Consider the following 19837-nt stretch of genomic DNA (forward strand, 5'->3'; position numbering starts at 1 on the left):
AGGTTGTCCTGACCGCCGACTGAGGTTTTTCCCGGCGCCTGCCGCCAGCTGTTGTCAACCGTTCCAGACTTAGCCAGTCGCCCCGCCTACCTCCGCCTGCTTGCGGGCTCGCGCAAACTGCAGAGCCGCAACGCCGGCGGTCGCAGCAAGCGCCAGGCCGATTGGAATGAGGCTCGACGGCTGGTCGGCCTTTCTGAGCACCGCCACCACGTCATATCCGACATCCAGCCCGATGCGCTTGGCGTAGGATCCGAAATCGACATTGCTGATCATCAGCGCGTCGCCCGCTTGCGTGATGGTAAGACCGATGCCGCGCAGCCGCTCCAGCGGCTCGCCCGGCTCGCCGAGCGGCACGTTGACGGTCTTGCGTACATCTTCGCCCATGAGGTCGACACCCTCGACGACGAAATTGATGCGGCCGTCGGCCGGCGCCTGCCCGACTGCCGACAGGAACTCGCTCGCCGGCAATTCCTCGTAAGGCGGCGACACCTGGTTGAGCCACCAGTCCGGCCGAAACAGCGTGAAGCAGATGAGAAGCAGGGCGGCACTTTCCCACAGACGGCTTTTCGTCACGAACCAGTTCATGGTCGCGGCCGAAAAAAGCAGGATGGCGATCAATGAGACCGTCGCCACCCAGATCGTTTGAGGCCAGGTGTCGACTCCGATCAGCAGGATCGCCGGGTTGAAGATGAAGACGAAGGGCAGGATCGCGGTACGCAGCGAATAGAGCGCGCCCTGGAAACCGGTGGCGATCGGATCTTCCTTGGAAATCGCCGCCGCCGCGAAGGCCGCCAGCCCGACGGGCGGAGTGATATCCGCCATGATACCGAAGTAAAAGACGAACAGGTGGACAGCGATCAACGGGATTGGCAATCCGGCCTGCGCACCGAGATCGACCACGACCGGCGCCATCAGCGTGGCGACCAGGATGTAGTTTGCGGTGGTCGGGATACCCATGCCGAGCACAAGGCTGATCGCTGCGATGAGGATCAGCATCAGGATGACGTTGCCGCCGGAGATTAACTCGACGAGCTCCGTCATCATCAGGCCGAGACCGGTCAGCGTGATCGTGCCGACGACGATGCCGGCGGTGGCCGTGGCGATACCGATGCCGATCATGTTGCGGGCGCCGAGCGCCAGCCCGTCGATCAGGTCGTCCCAGGCAGCACGCACCGAGGCGACGAGGTTTTCTTTACGAAATACCGCCATCAGCGGCTTGCGGGTGGCGACAATACCGAGGATCGAGACCGTTGCCCAGAATGCCGAGAGGCCAGGCGACATCTGCTCGACCATCAGGCACCACAGAAGCACGGCGATCGGGATCAGGAAATCGAGCCCGGTCCGCGTGACGTCCCAGGCGCGCGGCAATTCCAGGATCGGCGCGTTCGGGTCGTCGAGCGCGAGATCCGGATAGCGGGAGGAATACCAGACGGAGGCGACGTAGAGAGCCACGCCAGCGACTGCGAGCACCGGCGGCGCGGTCCCGCCCAAGACAGCCTGGATAGCAACAATGCCGTAATAGACGATACAGACGGCGAGAATGCTGCCCGACAGTCCCAGCCCCATCCGCAGCATTCGTTCTCTTGCCGGCGTCGGACGCTGCGGGATCGTCTTCAGGTCCATCTTTATCGCTTCGAGGTGAACCATGTAGAGCAGTGCTATGTAGGAAAAAACCGCCGGCAACAGCGCGTGCTTGACGATCTCCGAATAGGGAATGCCAACGTACTCGACCATCAGGAAGGCGGCCGCACCCATGACCGGCGGCATAATCTGGCCGTTGATCGAGGCCGCGGCCTCGATGGCGCCCGCCTTGACACCGGAAAGGCCGGTGCGCTTCATCAGCGGGATGGTGAAGATGCCGCCCGACACCACATTGGAGACGGACGAGCCGGACACTACGCCGTTGAGGGCCGATGAGACCACGGCGACCTTTGCCGGACCACCGCGCAAATGGCCGAGCAGCGCGATGGAGATCTGCATCATCCAGTTGCCGGCGCCTGCCTTCTCCAAAAGCGTGCCGAACAGGACGAAGAGAAAGACGAAGCTCGTCGACACGCCAAGCGCGATTCCGAAGACGCCTTCGGTGGTCAGCCATTGATGGTTTAGAAACTTGTTGAGCGAAGCGCCGCGATGCTGGATCACGTCCGGCATGTACTGGCCGGCAAAGGTGTAGAAGATGAAGACACACGCCACGACCACCATCGGAAGGCCGAGCGCGCGGCGCGTCGCCTCGAGGAGCAACAGGATGCCAACGGTGCCGGTGACGAGATCGAGCGTGGTCGGCTGGCCCGGCCGTCCGGAAAGCTGGACGTAAAAGAGAAAGAGGTAGGCGCCGGCGAATCCGCCCACCACGGCCAGCACCCAGTCGAGCACTGGCACGCGATCGCGGGGCGAGGATCTCAGCGCCGGATAGGCGAGGAAGGTCAAGAACAGCGCGAAGCCGAGATGGATGGCGCGCGCTTCCGTGTCATTGAGGATGCCGAAGCCGAACACGAACGGCAAAGGCGAAGCATACCAGAGCTGGAAAAGCGACCACGCAACTGCAACCCAGAGCAGGATTCGAGCGACTATTCCGCCCGGATGCCGGCCACCCGTATCGGCCTCCGCGACAAGTTGTTCGAGCTCTTCGAGATCGACGCTGGCCGGTTGTTCCTTCACTTCGCTCATGACGCCTCCTGTTGCGGATGGCCCCGGCGGGTCCACGGGACCCGCCGGACTGTCGTCAGATCACGAAGCCTACTTCAGCCAGCCCTTTTCCTTGAAGTATTTTTCAGCGCCCGGATGCAGCGGCGCGGAATTCCCCTCCGACACCATCTTGGCCGGATCGAGATTGGCGAAGGCCGGATGCAGCGACTTGAACTCGTCGAAATTCTCGAACACCGCCCTGGTCAATTGATAGACGCTCTCATCGGGAACCTTGGCCGAAGTGACCAGCGTGGCGAGCACACCGAAAGTCCCGGTGTCGTCGGGATTGTTTGCGTAAAGGCCGCCCGGAATGATCGCCTTGGCATAGTAAGGATTCTCGGCAACGAGCTTGTCCACCACTTCTCCAGTTAACGGCACGAGCTTGGCACCGCAGGTGGTCGTCGGATCCTGGATGTTAGCCGAAGGATGGCCGACGCCGTAGAAGAATCCGTCGATCTTGCCGTCGCAGAGCGCCGGGCCGTGCTCGTCGGCCTTCAACTCCGATGCGAGCGAAAAGTCGGCCAACGTCCAGCCCATCGCACCGAGCAGACGTTCCATGGAAGAGCGCGTTCCGGAACCGGGATTGCCGACGTTGAAGCGCTTGCCCTTGAAGTCCTCGAATTTCGTCACGCCGGCATTCGGATGCGCCAGGACCGTGAACGGCTCCGGATGGATCGAGAAAACCGCGCGCAGATCGGTATGAGCGCCACCGTCCTTGAATGATTCCTGGCCTTTGAAAGCGTTGTACTGGACGTCGGACTGCGCCATGCCGAAGTCGAGTTCGCCTTCCTTGATCGTGTTCACGTTGAATGCCGATCCGCCGGTCGATTCGACCGAGCAGCGGATGCCGTGTGTCTTGCGATCCTTGTTGAGCAGGCGGCAGATAGCACCGCCGGCGGCATAGTAGACGCCGGTGACGCCACCGGTCCCGATGGTAACGAAATTCTGCTGCGCCATTGCGCTGGCCGAAAACAGCAGCGCGGCCGACAAGGCGGCGATCTGCGCTCCGAGGCGTGCAGTCCGGGCATGTTTCATCTGGTTCTCCCTTGGTACTTTGCGTGCCGTCGCGGCCGTCCGGTGTTTTAGTGTCAGGGCACGTCAATGCATGCTACGATTGTTGCGCTTTATCAATCAAGGGAAATGCTTGTTACAATGGATAAGCGGGAGATGGGTTTCGACGCGCTTCTGGCACGCATACTATCCGAACTCCCCGAACTGAGCTCAGAACTGCGCAAGGCGGCGCGATTCCTGGTCGATCATCCCGATGAGGTGGCGCTGGTTTCCATGCGGGTGCTGGCCTCGCGATCAGAGGTGACACCGACGACCTTCGTGCGGCTGGCGCGGCGGCTAGGCTTTGGCGACTGGGCGGCGCTGCGCAAGCCGTTCGAGGACCGGTTGCGCTTCGGCAAGGCGCCTTTCGCGGCGAGGGCCGATGCGCTTGTCAAGCGCGGGTCGGAGGCGATCTTCGCGGAATCGCTGAGGACGACGGTGGCCAATCTGGCGGCGGCCGAATCGTTCAACGGCAGCGAAGAAATCGCAAGGGCTTGCGTGATACTGGAGAATGCGCAGCACATACGCGTCGCCGGGTTCCGAAGCTGCCGTGCGCCTGCCCACGCGCTCGTCTATCTCTGCCGGATGTTTCGGCGCGAGATCACGCTGCTCGGCGGCGACGGCGGTGCGATCGAGGCGGAACTCGCAGCGCTCGGAAAGAGGGACGCGGTCGTCGCGATCGGCTTTTTGCCTTATTCGCGTGAACTCGGGCCGGTGGTGGAGGCTGCACAACGACACAGCGTCCCGATTGTCGCGATCGCCGACAGCATGGCTGCTCCGATCGCGCGGCATGCCGACGTTACCTTGCGTTTCTCTACCGACAGCCCCTCCTTCTTCCCGTCGGTGACCGCAGCTATGGCTATCGTGGAAGCGCTGGCTGCAACGATGCTGGCGCGCAGCGGGACGGCCGCCGCGGCTCGTGTCAGAGAGACGGAACTGGAGTTACAGGCGTTCGGGGCCTATCTGCCGGAATGAGGAGCGCTGGCGCTAGGCCAACGCAGCGTCTATCGCGTCGCCGAGCCGTTCGACAACCGCGTCGATTGCTGCGGCGTCTATGATGAAGGGCGGCGCAAGCAGCACATGATCGCCGCGCAGGCCGTCGATCGTGCCTCCCGCGGGATAGACGAGCAGGCCGCGCGCCATCGCCTCGCGCTTGACGCGAGCATTTAATTTGCGGTTCGGATCGAACGGCTCCTTCGACGAACGGTCTTCGACCAGCTCAAGCCCCATGAAGAGGCCACGGCCGCGGATGTCGCCGACGTGGGCGTGGTTGGAAAAGCGCTCGCCGAGGCGCCGGGCGAGATCGGCGCCCATCGCCTTGACGTTGTCGAGCAACCTGTCCCGCTCGATGACTTCCTGGACGGCAAGTGCTGCCGCGCACGCCATCGGGTGGCACATATAGGTGTGGCCGTGCTGGAAGAAGCCGGAGCCTTCGGCGAAAGCCTCGAAGATGCGGCGCGAAAGCAGCACCGCGCCAATGGGCTGGTAGCCTCCGCCGAGGCCTTTGGCGATTGTCATCAGGTCGGGCGCGACGCTGTCCTGCTCACAGGCGTGCAGCGTGCCGGTGCGGCCCATGCCGCACATCACCTCGTCGAGGATGAGGAGCACTCCGGCGCGGTCACAGATTTCGCGGATGCGTCTGAAATAGCCGGGAACGGCGGGCACCGCCCCTGCTGTCGCGCCAACGACAGGTTCTGCCACGAAGGCCATGACAGTGTCCGGACCGAGTTCGAGAATTTTGTCCTCTAGCGCCTGGGCAGCACGTAGGCCGTAGGCCTCCTCGCTCTCACCGGCTTTCTGGTAGCGGTAGGCATAGCATGGGTCGATATGATGCGTGTCGATCAGCAACGGGCGGAATTGGGCGCGGCGCCACTCATTGCCCCCGGCAGCGAGGGCGCCAAGCGTGTTGCCGTGATAGCTCTGACGGCGGGCGATGACGTTTCGCCGCTCGGGCCTGCCAGTCTCGACGAAAAACTGCCGTGCCATCTTGAGCGACGCCTCCACCGCCTCGGAGCCGCCAGACACGAAATAAACGTGGCTTATGCCTTGCGGCGCGCCGGCGACGAGTTTGTCGGCCAATGCCTCGGCCGGCTCATTGGTGAAGAAGCTGGTATGGGCATAAGCGAGCTTGTCGGCCTGTGCGTGAAGCGCAGCCGTCACGTCGGGATGGCCGTGGCCGAGGCAGGAAACCGCCGCGCCGCCCGACGCGTCGATATAGGCGCGGCCATCGCGGTCCAAGAGTTCGATACCCTTGCCGCCAGCCGCGACGGGCAGGGTCGCATGGATCTGGCGATGCAGGATGTGTGTCATGCTTCCTCGATTGACGGTGGCGCGATTTGGAGCGAACTATCATGCAACATATGTTACAGAGCGTGCAATGGTGAAACAATTGGACTGCGTCTATGACTGTCGATAGGGACATGACCGGCCCCGGACTCGTAGCGCCCACTGCGATCGCCGTTGCGCCGAATGGTGGACGGCGTGGCAAGGGAGACCACCCTGCCCTGCCGATCGGCCCCCGGGAATTGGCTCGGACCGCCGCCGCCTGCCTCGAGGCGGGCGCCGCCATGATCCATGCCCATGTCCGCGATCGCGACGGCGGCCATTTGCTCGACGCGCACGCCTATCGCGAGACGACGAAAGCGATACGTGATGCGGTGGGCGAGCGGTTGATCATCCAGATCACCAGCGAAGCGGTCGGCCAATACCAACCGGCCGAGCAGATGGCGGTGGTGCGCGCTACCCGCCCCGAGGCGGTTTCGCTGGCGCTGCGCGAGCTGGTGCCAGACGCCGCCCATGAGACCGCTTTCGCCGAGTTCCTGTGGTGGTTGAAGGGCGAGCGGATCGCCCCTCAGATGATCCTCTACGCGCCGGAAGAGGCGTCGGCCCTAGACGCCATGCAACAACGGGGGCTGGTGCCTTTCGACGACATTCCGGTGCTCTATGTGCTCGGCCGCTACACGCCAGGACAGGTTTCGCGGCCGACTGACCTGCTTCCCTTCCTTGCGCATGATCGTCCGCGCTTTGCGCACTGGATGGTCTGCGCCTTCGGTCGGGAAGAAACCGCCTGCGTTGCGGCCGGTGCGCTGCTGGGCGGCCATGTCCGCGTCGGCTTCGAGAACAATTTTACTCTCGCCGACGGCACAACCGCCAGGGACAATGCCGCGCTCGTAACCGCAACCAAATGCGCTCTGACCGCTTGCGGCGTCCGGGCCGCCCAAGCCGACGACCTGCGCGCCGCCTGGTCGATCCAACGCTAGCTTTGCTCAGGTTTACGGTCGTGCGCGCTCCGCAGACAGATTTTGAGGCGGTTTGAAGAACCGCGTTCTCGGAGCGGCCCGGCTGCGGCCTCGACGGTTCGTCACACTTGTCAAAAATCTCTCTGCTACGCTGCAACCGAACTGTCTGGCCGACGTTAAGGTTGTGGTGGCTGGGGAGACCTTCATGCAGACGTACCTCGTCGAACAAATGGAGGGCGATGACGTGATCTCGGTGCGTATCGTCAACGCGCCGAGCCCTTTTAAAGCCGCCGCCATGTCGACAAATCGACATGTTACCCTGCGAACGTGGGAAAAGGATTGGATCCGAGTAACCGACGAGAATCGGGGCCATATCTTTGCATACTGCTTTGTCTCCGACGGAGACTCCGACACCAGCGGGCATGGCCCGAGAAAAACACTGAATAAATCAAGAAAAGCCCAAAAAGCTGACCAGAGAGCCGGGTAAGCGCAAACCACTGGTCTTTGCACCTCGCTGTAGCGCGCAGATTTACCGATATCGCCAGAACCGTGAACACCACGAAGCCAATACCGGTTGCGCTGGTCGGTACGCCAGGCGCGGTCCTTCCCTCGGCGCGACGCCTTCGCAGCAAGGAATGACAGCCAAAGGGCGCAAACGCGGCCATTTGGCGAAGATCGCGGCTTCATCAGAATGATCGATGAAAAGATTTCGGCCGGGGGCGATAAGTGACCTTAATCTTAGCGTGGGCAGCTCATGTCTCCGGCATATTTGGGATCAGAAAAGGCGCGTCTGGATCTACGGGCGGATTGTCAGCCAGCGGACACCCGTAAATGGTCAAACGTCCCGGAATACGCACTTGATCAGGGCGGTCCTGTACTGCACCCTTATCAACGGATGGGCGCCGATTTTGCGAATGTTGCCGTCTTCGACCACCTGAGAAGCATCACCAGCCAATATCCCGACAAGCTCGCGATCAGCGACGGCACCACCCGTTTGACGTATTCCCAGCTTTTCCAGGCCGTCGAGATGCTGTCCCACCGAATTGCGGCCGTCGTTCCCAACGGGCAGGCGATCGGGATCCTTCAGGCCAACTCGGCCTGGTATCCTGTGGCCATGCTGGCGAGCATGGCGATTGGGCGGCCTTCGGTGCCACTCAACGCGAGAGATCCCGACACGCGAACCAATGACATTGTCGTTGCGGCGCGGCTTTCAGCGGTTATAGGCGACGGCAATGGTCGCGCTGTCGGTTTGGCTCACGATGTCCACTGGATCGATGCGACCGCCAGCATCCCGCCGCAAGTCCAGCCGATACCCCAGTCCTGTTCCGTCTCGGTCGACGCGCCTGCAATCGTGCTCTATACGTCAGGCAGCACCGGCCATCCCAAAGGCATAGTCAACAGCCAGCGCAGCCTGCTTTTGCGGGTCCAGCAATATGTCGACGCATGCCACATCAATTCGGACGATGTTTTCCTGCCCTTGACCGGGCCTGCCACGATCGCCGGTTGCCGGGAGGTTCTCGCCGCCCTTCTTACCGGTGCGACCTTGCATCTCGTCGAGGTGGGCGTCGTTGGCTTGCGCGCGGTCCGGCGCCTAGTGGAATCCGAAGGCGTGACCGTCACCTATCTGGTGCCGGCGTTGCTTCGGGCACTCATGGCAGACAAACCAGCTGACGCCTTCCGCTCGCTCAGAGTGGCCCGGATCGGGGGGGAGAAGGTGTCATGGGCTGATATCGCCCTGCTGCGCAAAACCGTTTCGAGCACTTGCCTCATCCAGATCGGTTACTCGTCAACCGAGACCACAGGGTCGCAATGGTTCTTGCCGCAAGACTGGCCGGAGGAAGGCGCCTCGGTTCCGGTTGGCTGGCTGCTCCCAGGAATCACCTTCGCGATAGTCGACGAAAAGGGGCGCCGCGTTCAGCCGGGTAAGAGCGGAGAGCTCATGATAAGAGGCCCATATGTCCTGCTTGGCCATTGGGAGAACGGCGCCGTCGTGCCGGTGGAATCGGATCCGGATGACCCAGATCTTCGGCTCTTCGCGACGGGTGACCTCGTCCAACTTGACAGTCATGGCCTGCTGCGGATCGTCGGCCGCAAGGGGCGCCAGATAAAGATCAATGGTCGACGCATCGAACCTGCCGAGCTCGAGCGGATGTTGCGTTGCGCGCCTTCTGTGGAGGATGCCGTGGCAATCGTGACCGCGGCAAATGAGCTTGTCGCATTCGCCATTCCTCAGCCATGGGCGGGGCCCGCCTTTACGGACGACCTTCGCCAGCTTGTCAGAACGAAGCTGCCGCCGTCGCTGTGTCCCGTGCGGCTTCACACGGTCTCCGGGATTCCACGTCTGTCGGGCGGCAAGGTCGACATGGCCACGCTTGCGGAGATCGATCTTTCAGCCACGAAGATCGCCCCGGCCGCACAGCCGTCCGATACGAGCGAGATCAACGTCCATCGGATAGTGCAGCATGCCTGGAACAATATCCTCGACACACGCGTCGCTGCAGGACGCTGGGATGACGCAGGCGGAGATTCGCTGAAGCTGCTGCAATGCGTCATGGAAATAGAAAGCGCCATCGGGCAGGAACTCGGTCTCCAGGGCTTCACGGTCGGGATGAGCCTGGACGAAATGGTCAAGGCGGTCGTGTCGGCACAGGCAGGCGACCTGCACGCGCGCGCAGAAGTACGATCCTCCTATTCTTTTTCTGCTCCCGGGATCCGTTGGCTATGGCCCGAGCTTTGCTGCCTTTGCATCCTCGATGAGCAAGGTCGCACGAGTGACCCCCATCAAGTACCCTACGCTGGCTATGATATTGCGCGGACAAAACACCGTCGCCGACATGGCCGACTCCGCGGTGGAGCAGATCTGCCGCGCCCAGCCCACGGGCCATGTGCGCCTTCTCGGCCATTCGCTCGGCGGCGCCGTCGCGTTCGAGGTTGCGGAGCGTTTGCTGGCCGCGGGGCGAACTGTGAAGTTCCTGGGAATCCTCGACACGAGCCTCCTCGGCGAGCGCAGCACCTATTGGGAGATGGTTACCCGCACATTCGATCGGATCCGGACCAACCGCGTAACCGCTGACCGAATGGTGTGCCGCTTCCTTGCAAAGATCGCTGTCAAAACTGGCTTCGAGGCGCAGCTCGCCCGCATCCTCGATCGCTACGCCCGGGATGAGTTCAACGCGACGAGTTTCAGAACCAAACTGGAACTGCAGGGGCAGTTGCGGGGACGAGCCTTCTACCGATGGTTGGCGATACCCAGACGGACGCTGCCGATCACCGCAACCCTCTTCCGCTGCGCTCGGCCCAAAATGCCTCTGGCCATAGGGTGGGATGGCGCTTTCGCGCATCTGGATGTGATTCCGGTCGTTGGCAGTCACTTCGATATGATCACAGAGCCCCATCTCGTCATCAACCGCCCGCTCATCGAGAAGGCGGTGGAGCAAACCTATTCTTCAACCGAGGTTCGCAATCGGGAGTACAGACCATCGACGTGATTTCAGAGTTCAGCATGGGCACGCTGGTGCTCGATGCTCGCATGGAGGTCGATCGCATCGTTCAAATCCTGCGCGAGCAGGTTTTTGGCACACTGCGACGTCGTGGCGTGGTTGTCGGCCTGTCCGGGGGTATCGACAGCTCCGTTGTCGCATCGTTATGCGCACGCGCGTTCGGGAAAGACAAAGTCTTGGGGATATTCATGCCGGAGCGCCATTCCTCCGGCGATTCGCTAAGGCTTGGCCGCAGCGTCGCAGCCCAGCTCGGCATCGATACGATCCTGGAAGACATAGCACCGGCCCTTGAGGCCGTCGGCGCCTATCGTCGACAGATCGAAGCGATCCAGACCGTCGTTCCCCAATATGGCGACGGCTGGAAATGCAAGCTGGTGCTCGCGTCGGTTCTCGAGAGCAACGGTCTCAACATCACGCGCCTCACGGTTCAGGACCCCGAGGGCAAGACAGATACGGTGCGTCTGTCGCCGGCAGCCTATCTGCAGATCGTCGCTGCAACCAACTACAAGCAGCGCCTGCGCAAAATGACCGAGTACTACCATGCGGACCGCCTCAACTATGCTGTGGCAGGTACGCCAAACCGCCTGGAGCATGACCAGGGCTTTTTCGTCAAGCAGGGCGACGGGAATGCCGATCTGATGCCGATCGTCCATCTTTACAAGACCCAGGTCTACCAGCTGGCTGAATACCTTGGGGTGGATGAAGAGGTCCGGCGGCGGCCGCCGACCACGGACACTTTCTCCATGGCCCAGAGTCAGGAGGAATTCTATTTCGCCCTGCCTTATCATCTGATGGATCTGTGCCTCTACGGCTTGAGCCACGGAATTTCTGCCGACGAGGTCGCGGCAGCTGCCGGCCTCACCGCGGCCCAGGTTCAGAAAGTCTTCAAGGACATCGACAGCAAACGGCGTGCCGCACGCTATCTTCATGCACGGCCCTTGCTGTCCGCTGCAGTGGGCGAGGACTAACCGATGTGCGGTATCGCCGGAATCGTGTCGCTGAGCGGCGCCGCGGCGCCCCCTTCGCGCGAAGCGCTGATGCGCATGGTGGGCGCGCTCTCGCATCGCGGTCCGGACGAACGCGGCCTTTACCGGGACAAACGCGCGGGTTTGGCGCATGCTCGTCTGTCTGTCGTCGATCTTTCGAACGGCCAGCAGCCGCTCGCCGACACGGGCGACACGATTTGGATCATCTTCAACGGCGAGATCTTCAACTACCTCGAGCTGCGTGAAAAGCTGATCGCCCTCGGCCACCGCTTCCGCACCCATAGCGACACGGAGGTCATCGTCCATGCCTATCGCGCGTGGGGCGAGGCCGCCTTCGCGCGGATGAATGGGCAATGGGCGGTCGCAATCTGGGACTCCGTGGCAGGTCGTCTCGTGTTGTCGCGCGATCGGTTTGGCATCTGCCCCTTGCATTTCTGCGAGCATGGGGGCCGCGTTTACTTTGCCAGCGAAGTGAAAGCCATTTTCGCGGCCGACGTTGATATACCCCGTGCCTTCGATCCAGCCGGCATCGACCAGACTTTCACACTCTGGACAGTCGTGCCGCCGCAAGGCGTATTTCAGGGGATCAGCGAACTCACCCCGGGACATGTCCGCATTTACGACAGGGACACCGTTCGCGAGCGGGCTTTCTGGAAGCCTTGCTACCCCGAAATTTCCGATCCTCGCCGTGACGAATTCACCGGCTCACTCAACGACGCGGTGGACGAGGTGCGCGGCGCCCTTGAGGCGGCGACGGCGCTCAGGATCGTGCAGGCCGACGTGCCGGTCGGCTGCTATCTGTCGGGCGGGCTCGACAGCTCGCTGGTCGCCGCGCTGGGAAGGCGCTACGCCGGCGAACGGTTCCAGACCTTCTCCCTGCGTTTTGCCGACGCCGAGTATGACGAGACCCGCTTCCAGCGCCTGGTCGCCGGCGCGACCGGGAGCGAGCACCATGAGGTGGTAGTTTCGCGCAGCGACATCGCTGAGGTCTTTCCTGAGGTGATCTACCACACCGAGCGTCCAATCCTGAGGACCGCGCCTGCGCCGCTGTTCCTGCTCTCGAGGCTGGTGCGCGAACACGGCATCAAGGTCGTGCTGACCGGCGAAGGAGCGGACGAAATGTTCGCTGGCTATGACCTGTTCCGCGAAGGCAAGGTCCGCCGTTTCTGGGGACGCCAGCCCGCATCGATGCGACGCTCACGGCTGCTGGAGCGCCTGTATCCCTATCTCAGCCGCTCGCCGGTGCATCAGCAAGCAATGGCGCGCCAGTTCTTCGGGCGCGATATCCAGGCCTATGACACGCCGGGCTTTGCGCATGACACACGCTGGCGCACCACCAGCGCCATCAAGAGATTGTTCTCCGCCGACATGCGCGCAGAGTCCGAGCGCCGCAGTTGCGTGCCCGAGCTGATCGCCCGCCTGCCCGCGGAGTTTTCGCGATGGGGCTCTCTCGCGCAGGACCAGTATATCGAGATCCAGACGCTGATGTCGGGATACCTGCTTTCCTCGCAAGGGGACAGGATGCTCATGGCCCACTCCGTCGAGGGGCGCTTCCCGTTCCTGGACGATGAACTTGTGACGCTGGCGAATTCGCTTCCGGCGGCCTACAAGCTGCGCATCCTCGACGAAAAGCACGTGTTGAAGCGGGTGGCGGAACCGATCGTGCCGCCGGAAATCGTGGCCCGCAAGAAGCAGCCTTACCGGGCGCCCAATGCGCTTTGCTTCGTCGCCGATGATGCTCCGGCCTATGTCCGCGAAGCGCTTTCGGAGACGGCGCTGCGCGAGGCGAACGTTTTCGATCCGAAGTCGGTCACGCGGCTGCTGGACAAGTGTCGAGCCAGGGCGGGCGACGGCGATCTCTCCAACTCCGACAACATGGCGCTGGTCGGCGTGCTGTCGACCCAGCTCCTTCACCAGCAGTTTGTCGTAAGCCGTCCCGGTGGAGCTCGCAGGGTCGACCTCACCGTCGACGTTGACCGCGAGCATCGCGAAGAGGTGCTGGCATGATGCATGGCGCCGTACCTTTGCTGCATGACTACCTCACCCACGCCGCCAGCCGGGTCGGTGAGAAGGTGGCGCTGGTGTGCGGCGGACAACGTGTCACCTATGGCGATCTCGAAGCGCGCTCCAACGCGATCGCCCAACATCTGGCCGCGGCTGGGGTCGCACGTGGCGATCGCGTGATGATCTTCGCCGACAACACCGTCGAGACAGTCATCGCCTTTTGGGCGGTGCTCAAGGCGAATGCCGTTGTGTGCATCGTCAACCCGCTCACCAAAAGCGACAAGCTTGATTATCTGCTCAACGATTGCCGACCGACGGCACTGATAACGGACAGGCACCTGCACTCGATCTTCAGCGAACCGGCACGCAACTGCCCGTCATTGCGCCGGGTGATCGTCTCCGGGCCGATCGTCGACGTCGAGTTGACAGGATTGCCGCACGCCGTGCGCTGGGACGCTGCGGTCGCCGCCGGCGGCAGCGCACCGCCGGCGCGCCGCTGCATCGATATAGATCTCGCTGCCATCATCTACACGTCCGGGTCGACAGGTGAACCCAAGGGCGTGATGCTGACGCACAGGAACATGACAGCCGCATGCACTTCGATCGCTTCATACCTGGAGCTGTGCGAGGACGAGGTGATCCTCAACGTCCTGCCTCTCGCCTTCGATTACGGCCTGTACCAGATGATCATGGCGTTTCGCACCGGCGCCAGGTTGGTGCTTGAACGCTCGTTCGCTTTCCCGGCGCAGATCCTCGGGTTGATCAAGGAAGAGAGGGTGACAGGTTTTCCCGGCGTGCCGACCATCTTCGCCGCGCTCTCGGACCTCAGGTCACTAAAAGATCATGATTTTTCGAGCATTCGCTACGTAACGAACACTGCGGCCGCCCTGCCGCTCAAGCACATTCTCATGCTGCAGGACCTGTTTCCGGATGCGCGCATCTATTCGATGTATGGCCTCACCGAATGCAAGCGCTGCACCTATCTGCCGCCGGAAGACCTTGAGCGAAAGCCATTGAGCGTCGGGGTCGCCATCCCGAACACGGAAATGTGGATTGTCGACGAGCATGACAGGCCGGTCGGCCCTGATGTCGTTGGCCAACTCGTCATCCGCGGAGCGACGGTGATGAAGGGCTATTGGGGCAAGCCGGAAGCCACGGCCAGAAAACTCAAACCCGGCCCGTTGCCGGGCGAGCAGGTCTTGTACACCGGCGACTACTGCCGGATGGACGCGGAGGGATACCTCTACTTCATCGGTCGCGGCGACGAGATCATAAAATCGCGAGGAGAGAAAGTGGCGCCGAAGGAGGTGGAAAACGCGCTGTTGGATATTGCCGGTGTACGGGAAGCCGCGGTCATCGGCGTTCCGGACGAGCTTCTCGGGCAAGCGGTCAAAGCGTTTGTCGTGATGGAGCAAGGAAGATTCATCGACGAAAGGCAGTTGCAGAAAGAATGTCAGAGACGGTTGGAGAACTTCATGGTTCCGAAGTCCATCGTGATCGTACCCAGCCTACCGATGACAGACACGGGCAAACTCAAAAAAACGGCCCTGTCATGAGGCGGTTTCTGGATGAAATTGATCAGCATTCATCATTTGTATCGGAGGAGAATTCAATGTTGTCTACCAAGGATAGGGCCGAAACCTGCAGGGATCAGATTCGCGCTTTCCTGGCGTCGAATTTCTACATTGCCGACGCGGATGCTCTGGAGAGCGACACGTCCCTTCTCGATCAAGGCATCGTCGACTCGACAGGGGTGCTCGAGGTTATCGGCTTTATCGAGGAGACCTTCGGCATCACCGTCGAAGACAGCGAACTCCTGCCGGAGAACCTCGATTCCATTCAAGGAATTGCACAGTACGTTCTCCGCAAGAAAAACTGATTGCCGACATCTTGCGCTGTTCCACGCTCCGCCGACAGCGCAACCGAGCCTGCCGCAGTTGCGGCATGGCTCACGCTTGCGGCGTGGTATGTCCCACAACCACCCTGCCCTCGCCGGCTTCGTTCGTGACCGCACGGATGGTTTCGTAGGCCTTGGAACGCTCCAGCAGGCTCATGACCTGCCGGTCCTGGCCGAGCCCTACCTCGAAGAGCAGGATGCCTCCGCGCCGCAAGTAACGCGGCGCGTCCTTGATCACGCGCATATGGATGCTCAGGCCATAGGGGCCGGCGGCAAACGCCTCACGCGGCTCGAGCTCGGTCAGATGCGCGCGGTCGCCCTCGAGCCGCTTTTCCGAAATGTAAGGCGGGTTGCAGACGATCATGTCGATCGTGCCGTCAAGCTCCAAGCCTGAGAAGGCACTGAACAAGTCGCCCTGAAGCACCGACACGCGATCCGCCATGTTGTGATGAGCAACGTTGCGGCGCGCGACGTCGACGCATCCATCGGTGAGATCGCTCGCCCAGACACGCACGGTGGGGGCGTAGTGCGCGATGGCGCACGCCAGATTGCCGGCACCGCAGCACATGTCGATAACGCGCGGCTCCGGCAGGTTCATTTGACTGAGAACGTCGAGAGCGGTCGTGCCGAGCAACTCCGTCTCCGGTCGGGGAACGAGCGCACCGGGCGCGATGAGCAACTCCAGCCCCATGAAGTTGGTACGGCCTTTGCTGTAGGCATCGGCGACACTGATCTCCTCGCTCACGACAGACCCGCCTTCCTGACTTTGCCGGCGCCAGTGTCCGACAATTGCGCACCAGTTAAGTGTATCTCAAATTCATTAAATTTTCGATGGGCGAATCGAAAAACACTCATCGCCATGGGCTTTGAAGACATGATGTAACAAAGGGTGATCACGGGCTTCTCATCTGTCGCTTGGTTGGGAATATTGTCTCATCATTGGGAATATCCGGTTTCTCACCCCAGTTATCCCCAGCCTTGCAGAGCCAATTCCCGAATTCTCGGTCCAGCGTCACGATTTTGCTACATTTTAATCAAAAGGCACATACGTAAGCAAAACGTAATGTTTCAGTAGCTAACGGAAAGCAGCCGCTTCCCGCAAGGCAAGAGGGTTTACCCATCATCGACAGGACCAACACGTTCGCGCGGCAATTTCGCACGAAAGATCGCAGATCATGAAGCCAACGCAAGGGCGCTCGCCCGATCTACGTTCCGCCATGTTCGGCTCAATGCACGGATTGATCGGCGTCGGGGTTTTCTCGGCGGTGATAAACATTCTCGCCTTGACCGGCTCCGTCTACATGCTCCAGATCTACGATCGCGTGCTGCCTTCGCAGAGCATTCCCACTCTCGTCGGATTTACGATCGGGATGCTGGGCCTCTACGCGGTCTATGGACTCCTCGATTTCGTCAGGCTTCGCCTGTTGGTCCGCATCGGCAGCCGCCTGCACAGAGATCTGCAGCAAAAGGCGTTCGCTGCCTCGCTTTCCCTGCCGCTTACTGCCGGGCAGGATGCGAACCGTGTGCAGCCACTTCGTGATCTGGACCAGTTGCGCGGCTTTCTTTCCGGGCTGGGACCGACAGTCGTCTTCGACGCTCCCTGGATACCGTTTTATATGGTGGTCATCTATCTACTGCACCCTTCGCTTGGTGTGTTGGCAACCCTCGGCGCGGCTGCTGTCGTGCTTTTGACGGTCGTCGCGGAAGTCGTTGCCCGCAAACCCGCCGCGCGAGCGTCTGAAACGCTCGTGGCACAGCGGCTTCTTGCCGATTCCGGCCGCCGCAACGCGGAGGTTGTTCAGGCGATGGGCCTTTCAGCCCAGCTTGGTCGGCGCTGGAATGAGATCAGCCATCTTTACCTCAAGAACCAGGAACAGCTCTCCGATGTCGTCGGCGCAGCGAGTTCATTGTCGAAAACACTCCGCATGGCCCTGCAATCGTCCGTGCTGGGGCTTGGTGCCTACCTTGTGATCGGCGGCGAGGCTTCGCCCGGCGTTATCATCGCGTCGTCCATATTGCTGGGCCGCTCATTGGCGCCGGTCGATGTGGCGATCGCAAACTGGAGAGGGTTTCTGGCCACCCGCCGAAGCTATTCCGACCTGGCGGCAGCACTGGATGCTTTCGGCAGCCAGAAAGACCCTATGGAACTGCCGCGCCCACAGACACAGCTTGCGGTCGAGGAACTGACGGTCGCGCCACCAAGTCTGCAGAGACCAACGCTCGTCAATGTAAGCTTTCGCTTGTCGAGGGGCGCGGGGTTGGCGATCGTCGGCCCGAGTGGTTCTGGCAAGACGACGCTCGTGCGTGCTTTGGTCGGGGCATGGAAGCCGCTCCGCGGAACGGTAAGGTTGGACGGCGCCGCGCTCGATCAATGGAATTCGGAGTTGCTCGGCACTCATATCGGCTACCTGCCGCAGGACGTTGAGCTGTTCGACGGAACGATCGCAGACAACATTTCAAGATTCGGCGGCAAGGCAGACGCAAAAGGCGTGCTGGCAGCCGCCAAGGCTGCGGGCGTGGACAAGATGATCATGCGACTGCCGGAAGGTTTCCAAACGCGCATCGGTGAAGGCGGAGCGGCCCTGTCAGCTGGGCAGAGGCAGCTCGTCGGGCTCGCCAGAGCGCTTTATGGTGATCCATTCCTTGTCGTCCTCGACGAGCCAAATTCCAACCTGGATGCCGACGGCGATGTTGCCCTGGCCGGGGCAATCCTGGCGGTGCGCGAACGCGGTGGCATCGCAATCGTTGTGGCGCATCGTCCGTCGGCTCTCGTCAACATCGATCAGGTACTCGTCTTGTCGAATGGCATGCTCCATTCATTTGGCTCGCGCGAAGACGTTCTGGCAAATGTCATCCGGCCCTTCCCGCGGCCAAATACTGTCGTCCCGCTGCAGCAAGGTGCAAGCGGCCATGCGTGAGGTATTAGTGCCTAACATGACCACGTCGTCATATGCTGCGGTCGGTGGCGAAAGCCCATCGGTTGGGGCAAAGCCAGAGCCGAATGGCATCCGGACCAATCTGCTCTTGGGTCTGGCCGCATATTGTCGTTCCGCCGTGGAAAGGTGCAGGCAGGCATATGTGAGATATTGCTCTACCGGGACCGTGTCATCATATGCCGCGGTCGGTAGCGAAAGCGAACTGATCCCGACGAATCCAACCGAAGAGCCGGATGGCATCAGGGCCAACCTGCTACTGGGCCTGGCGACCACCTGCCTGTTGATCTTCGGTGGAGGGCTCTGGCTAGGGTTGACCAAGATTGCCGGTGCGGTGATTGCGCCCGCCACCGTGGTGGTCGAAAGCAACATAAAGAAAGTCCAACATCAAACCGGCGGCACTGTCGGCGGCATCTTCGCCCAGGACGGGGACCATGTGCGTGCCGGCGACGTCTTGGTCAGGCTGAACGACACGTTGACACGAGCAAACCTGCAGATAGTCAGCGAGGATCTGGATCGCGCCACCATTCGTCTGGCGCGACTGGAGGCCGAGCGGCAGGGCCTGCCGGAAATGCAACTCCCACCCAGCGTTCGGGCCCAGATGGGCGACCCGCAACTGGCGGCACTTGTCCGTGGCGAACGCGCCGTGTTCGAAAGCCGGGCGGCGGCATTGGCTGGCCAGAAGGCACAATTGCAAAGCCGCTCGAAGCAATTGGAGCGTCAGATCGATGGCCTCAAAGCACAGCAGGCGGCAATGGACGAGTCGCTGGATCTGCTGACGCAGAACCTTGCTGACGTCGAATCTCTCTACGCAAAGAAGTTGGTCTCCAAGGAGAGGCTGAGCACTGTCAGCTTGGAGAAGAGCCGGACTCGCGGCGAGTCAGGACGCCTCGTCGCGGCAATCGCGGAGGTCCAAGCTCGCATCAGTGAGACCGACCTTCAGGTGCTTCAGCTCGACGAGCAAATGCGGAGCGAGGTAACGAGCGAACTTCGCGAAACGGAAGCCAAGCAGACCGAGCTCAATGAGCGCAAGGTAGTGGCGGAAGACGAGCTCGCCAGGACAGATATCCGCGCCCCACAGACTGGAACCGTACAAGAATCCTCCATCCACACCATCGGAGGCGTGATTGCCCCCGGGGAAGTGCTTATGATGATTGTGCCTGACACCGACAACCTGGTCGTGGATGCGCTCGTTTCTCCAGAGCGTATAGATGACGTACGTCCTGGACAGCGGGTTTCAATCCGCTTTCCGGCGTTCGACGCAGGGACGACACCTGTTTGCCAAGGCTCGGTCAACCGCATCTCTGCAGATCTGATTAAAGATCAGCAACGTCAGCTTTCGTACTTTTCGGCGCGCATCAACGTCGAAAATGCGGCGACCTGCCTGACGGAAGCGAAAATACTCAAACCCGGCATGCCCGCCGAAGTTCACATAAGCACCGACGAGCGCAATGTCTGGTCCTATTTGCTCAAACCCTTCACGGACCAGGTATCCAGAGCTTTCAGACAGTAACGCAGACGGCAATCCCGGCATGACCAAGGT

Annotated in this window: 14 protein-coding genes and 1 pseudogene; 11 read left to right on the forward strand and 4 right to left on the reverse strand. The window is 61.5% G+C overall.

Annotated elements, in window-relative coordinates; all coding sequences use genetic code 11:
• Nucleotides 1-69: 69 nt before the first annotated feature.
• Nucleotides 70-2571, reverse strand: coding sequence for a TRAP transporter permease (locus tag EOB36_RS16755; protein WP_164759354.1), 2502 nt, complete (start codon nucleotides 2569-2571; stop codon nucleotides 70-72).
• Nucleotides 2572-2736: 165 nt separating this feature from the next.
• Complete coding sequence (locus tag EOB36_RS16760; RefSeq protein WP_095485192.1) at nucleotides 2737-3720, reverse strand: TAXI family TRAP transporter solute-binding subunit; 984 nt, start codon at nucleotides 3718-3720, stop codon at nucleotides 2737-2739.
• A gap of 117 nt (nucleotides 3721-3837) precedes the next feature.
• Here EOB36_RS16760 and EOB36_RS16765 point away from each other — a divergent pair, with 117 nt between their 5' ends.
• A complete protein-coding gene (locus EOB36_RS16765; RefSeq protein WP_158302553.1) occupies nucleotides 3838-4710 on the forward strand; it encodes a MurR/RpiR family transcriptional regulator in 873 nt (290 codons plus the stop codon).
• A 12-nt stretch (nucleotides 4711-4722) separates the two neighbouring features.
• Here the strand turns inward: EOB36_RS16765 and EOB36_RS16770 are convergent, their stop codons facing one another.
• Entirely contained in the window at nucleotides 4723-6045 is a 1323-nt protein-coding gene (locus EOB36_RS16770; protein ID WP_095485551.1) for an aspartate aminotransferase family protein, read from the reverse strand.
• A 92-nt stretch (nucleotides 6046-6137) separates the two neighbouring features.
• Between EOB36_RS16770 and EOB36_RS16775 the strand changes: the two genes are divergently transcribed.
• From EOB36_RS16775 to EOB36_RS16805, 8 genes and pseudogenes are all read left to right on the forward strand, one after another.
• The gene (locus EOB36_RS16775; protein WP_245329850.1) at nucleotides 6138-6995 is read left to right on the forward strand and encodes a 3-keto-5-aminohexanoate cleavage protein; all 858 of its coding nucleotides are present in this window, start codon (nucleotides 6138-6140) and stop codon (nucleotides 6993-6995) included.
• A gap of 184 nt (nucleotides 6996-7179) precedes the next feature.
• Nucleotides 7180-7461 (forward strand): hypothetical protein, encoded by a 282-nt coding sequence (locus tag EOB36_RS16780; protein ID WP_164759353.1) that lies wholly within the window; start codon nucleotides 7180-7182, stop codon nucleotides 7459-7461.
• A 408-nt stretch (nucleotides 7462-7869) separates the two neighbouring features.
• Nucleotides 7870-8889, forward strand: a pseudogene (locus EOB36_RS35180) (AMP-binding protein); the annotation flags it as partial.
• A 784-nt stretch (nucleotides 8890-9673) separates the two neighbouring features.
• Nucleotides 9674-10462 (forward strand): thioesterase domain-containing protein, encoded by a 789-nt coding sequence (locus tag EOB36_RS35185; protein ID WP_245467819.1) that lies wholly within the window; start codon nucleotides 9674-9676, stop codon nucleotides 10460-10462.
• A 14-nt stretch (nucleotides 10463-10476) separates the two neighbouring features.
• Nucleotides 10477-11442 carry an NAD(+) synthase gene (gene nadE, locus EOB36_RS16790; protein ID WP_095485196.1) on the forward strand — a complete coding sequence of 322 codons (966 nt, stop codon included), beginning with the start codon at nucleotides 10477-10479 and terminating at the stop codon, nucleotides 11440-11442.
• 3 nt (nucleotides 11443-11445) lie between these two features.
• Nucleotides 11446-13467 carry an asparagine synthase (glutamine-hydrolyzing) gene (gene asnB / locus EOB36_RS16795; RefSeq protein WP_095485197.1) on the forward strand — a complete coding sequence of 674 codons (2022 nt, stop codon included), beginning with the start codon at nucleotides 11446-11448 and terminating at the stop codon, nucleotides 13465-13467.
• Nucleotides 13464-15020 (forward strand): AMP-binding protein, encoded by a 1557-nt coding sequence (locus tag EOB36_RS16800; RefSeq protein WP_164759033.1) that lies wholly within the window; start codon nucleotides 13464-13466, stop codon nucleotides 15018-15020. The genes asnB and EOB36_RS16800 overlap by 4 nt, the downstream gene beginning before the upstream one ends.
• 56 nt (nucleotides 15021-15076) lie before the next feature.
• Nucleotides 15077-15343, forward strand: coding sequence for an acyl carrier protein (locus EOB36_RS16805; RefSeq protein ID WP_095485198.1), 267 nt, complete (start codon nucleotides 15077-15079; stop codon nucleotides 15341-15343).
• 70 nt (nucleotides 15344-15413) lie between these two features.
• On the opposite strand, the gene EOB36_RS16810 is transcribed toward EOB36_RS16805, so the two are convergent.
• The gene (locus EOB36_RS16810; RefSeq protein ID WP_095485199.1) at nucleotides 15414-16106 is read right to left on the reverse strand and encodes a class I SAM-dependent methyltransferase; all 693 of its coding nucleotides are present in this window, start codon (nucleotides 16104-16106) and stop codon (nucleotides 15414-15416) included.
• 430 nt (nucleotides 16107-16536) lie between these two features.
• On the opposite strand from EOB36_RS16810, the gene EOB36_RS16815 reads away from it, so the two are divergent.
• Together EOB36_RS16815 and EOB36_RS16820 are read left to right on the forward strand one after the other, a co-directional pair.
• On the forward strand, nucleotides 16537-18279 hold the full coding sequence (locus EOB36_RS16815; RefSeq protein WP_164759032.1) for a type I secretion system permease/ATPase: 1743 nt from the start codon (nucleotides 16537-16539) through the stop codon (nucleotides 18277-18279).
• A gap of 220 nt (nucleotides 18280-18499) precedes the next feature.
• Nucleotides 18500-19807, forward strand: a complete 1308-nt coding sequence (locus tag EOB36_RS16820; RefSeq protein ID WP_342587097.1) for an HlyD family type I secretion periplasmic adaptor subunit — start codon at nucleotides 18500-18502, stop codon at nucleotides 19805-19807.
• Nucleotides 19808-19837 lie beyond the last annotated feature (30 nt).

The sequence above is a fragment of the Mesorhizobium sp. M6A.T.Cr.TU.017.01.1.1 genome (assembly GCF_004023115.1).
GTDB lineage: Bacteria > Pseudomonadota > Alphaproteobacteria > Rhizobiales > Rhizobiaceae > Mesorhizobium > Mesorhizobium mediterraneum.

Excerpts from the sequence above, each read along its gene's own strand:
- EOB36_RS16770 (WP_095485551.1), bottom strand. The coding sequence starts at position 6,045 with ATGACACACATCCTGCATCGCCAGATCCATGCGACCCTGCCCGTCGCG.
- EOB36_RS16775 (WP_245329850.1), top strand. The coding sequence starts at position 6,138 with ATGACTGTCGATAGGGACATGACCGGCCCCGGACTCGTAGCGCCCACT.
- nadE (WP_095485196.1), top strand. The coding sequence starts at position 10,477 with ATGGGCACGCTGGTGCTCGATGCTCGCATGGAGGTCGATCGCATCGTT.
- EOB36_RS16760 (WP_095485192.1), bottom strand. The coding sequence starts at position 3,720 with ATGAAACATGCCCGGACTGCACGCCTCGGAGCGCAGATCGCCGCCTTG.
- EOB36_RS16780 (WP_164759353.1), top strand. The coding sequence starts at position 7,180 with ATGCAGACGTACCTCGTCGAACAAATGGAGGGCGATGACGTGATCTCG.
- EOB36_RS16800 (WP_164759033.1), top strand. The coding sequence starts at position 13,464 with ATGATGCATGGCGCCGTACCTTTGCTGCATGACTACCTCACCCACGCC.
- EOB36_RS16805 (WP_095485198.1), top strand. The coding sequence starts at position 15,077 with ATGTTGTCTACCAAGGATAGGGCCGAAACCTGCAGGGATCAGATTCGC.
- EOB36_RS16765 (WP_158302553.1), top strand. The coding sequence starts at position 3,838 with ATGGATAAGCGGGAGATGGGTTTCGACGCGCTTCTGGCACGCATACTA.
- EOB36_RS16815 (WP_164759032.1), top strand. The coding sequence starts at position 16,537 with ATGAAGCCAACGCAAGGGCGCTCGCCCGATCTACGTTCCGCCATGTTC.
- asnB (WP_095485197.1), top strand. The coding sequence starts at position 11,446 with ATGTGCGGTATCGCCGGAATCGTGTCGCTGAGCGGCGCCGCGGCGCCC.